Genomic DNA, 1,451 nt, shown 5'->3' on the forward strand with positions numbered 1-1,451 from the left:
TCGTCACCGTGCTGTCGAAGGGCAACGCCGTCCCGGCCCCCGTGACGATCTCCGCCTGGTCCGTGCCCGACGCGTACGCCCCGGAGGGTGACCCGGCCGCCGGCGGCTCGATCAACGGCCTGACGCTCGACCCGGAGACGTACGCCCTGGACTACTACGAATCCCTCGAGGGCACCAACGTCCGGATCGGCTCCTCGCGCGTGGTCGGCGCCACCGACCCGTACGCGGAGCTGTGGGTGACGGTGAAGCCGTGGGAGAACGCCAACCGGCGCGGCGGCACGGTCTACGGCTCGTACGAGTCGCAGAACACCGGCCGGCTCCAGATCCAGTCGCTGACGCCGCTCGCCCAGCAGCCGTTCCCCAAGGCGAACGTCGGCGACCGGCTGACCGGCACCACCGAGGGCCCGCTCGACTTCAACCAGTTCGGCGGCTACACGCTGACCGCCCGCACCCTCGGCACCGTCGTCGACGAGGGCCTGGAGCGCGAGAGCACGGACAAGCAGCACAAGAACGAGCTGGCCGTGGCCACGTACAACGTCGAGAACCTCGATGCCGGCGACCCGCAGGAGAAGTTCGACGCGCTCGCGAAGGCGGTCGTCCACAACCTCGCCTCGCCCGACATCCTCGCCCTGGAGGAGATCCAGGACGACAACGGCGCCAAGAACGACGGCACGGTCACCGCCGGCGCGACGGTGAAGAAGTTCACGGACGCGATCGTGGCGGCCGGCGGCCCGGCGTACGAGTGGCGCTCGGTCGACCCGCAGAACAACAAGGACGGCGGCGAGCCCGGCGGCAACATCCGTCAGGTCTTCCTCTTCAACCCCGAGCGGGTCTCCTTCACGGACCGCGCGGGCGCCGACGCCACCACCACGCCCACCGCCGTCACGGGCGAGAAGGGGCGCGCCGCGCTGACCCTCTCCCCCGGCCGCATCGACCCGGCGAACACCGCCTGGGAGAGCAGCCGCAAGCCGCTCGCGGGCGAGTTCGTCTTCCGTGGCCGTACGGTCTTCGTGATCGCCAACCACTTCGGCTCGAAGGGCGGCGACGAGTCCCTCGTCTCGCACCACCAGCCGCCGAACCGTTCCTCCGAGGCCAAGCGGCTCCTCCAGGCGCAGGCCGTGAACGCCTTCGTGAAGGACATCGTCGCGCTGGAGAAGCAGGCCGACGTCCTCGTCGTCGGCGACATCAACGACTTCGAGTTCTCGGAGACGACGCGGGCGCTCACCGACGGCGGCGCGCTGTACCCGGCCGTGAAGTCGCTGCCGCGCGGCGAGCGCTACTCGTACGTCTACCAGGGCAACAGCCAGGTTCTCGACCAGATCCTGACCAGCCCCGGCGTGCACCACTTCGAGTACGACAGCGTGCACATCAACGCGGAGTTCGCCGACCAGGACAGCGACCACGACCCGCAGGTGCTGCGCTTCCGCCCGTAGGACCGGCCGGCCGGTCAG

General features: G+C 70.2%; 1 protein-coding gene. It reads left to right on the forward strand.

Features of this window, described 5'->3' with window-relative positions; translation table 11 throughout:
- Positions 1-1,433 (forward strand): endonuclease/exonuclease/phosphatase family protein (locus ACFWUY_RS41605; RefSeq protein ID WP_384122231.1); only part of this gene is annotated, 1,433 nt, incomplete at its 5' end.
- Positions 1,434-1,451: the final 18 nt, after the last annotated feature.

It is taken from the genome of Streptomyces sp. NPDC058664, from assembly GCF_042716635.1.
Taxonomy (GTDB): domain Bacteria; phylum Actinomycetota; class Actinomycetes; order Streptomycetales; family Streptomycetaceae; genus Streptomyces.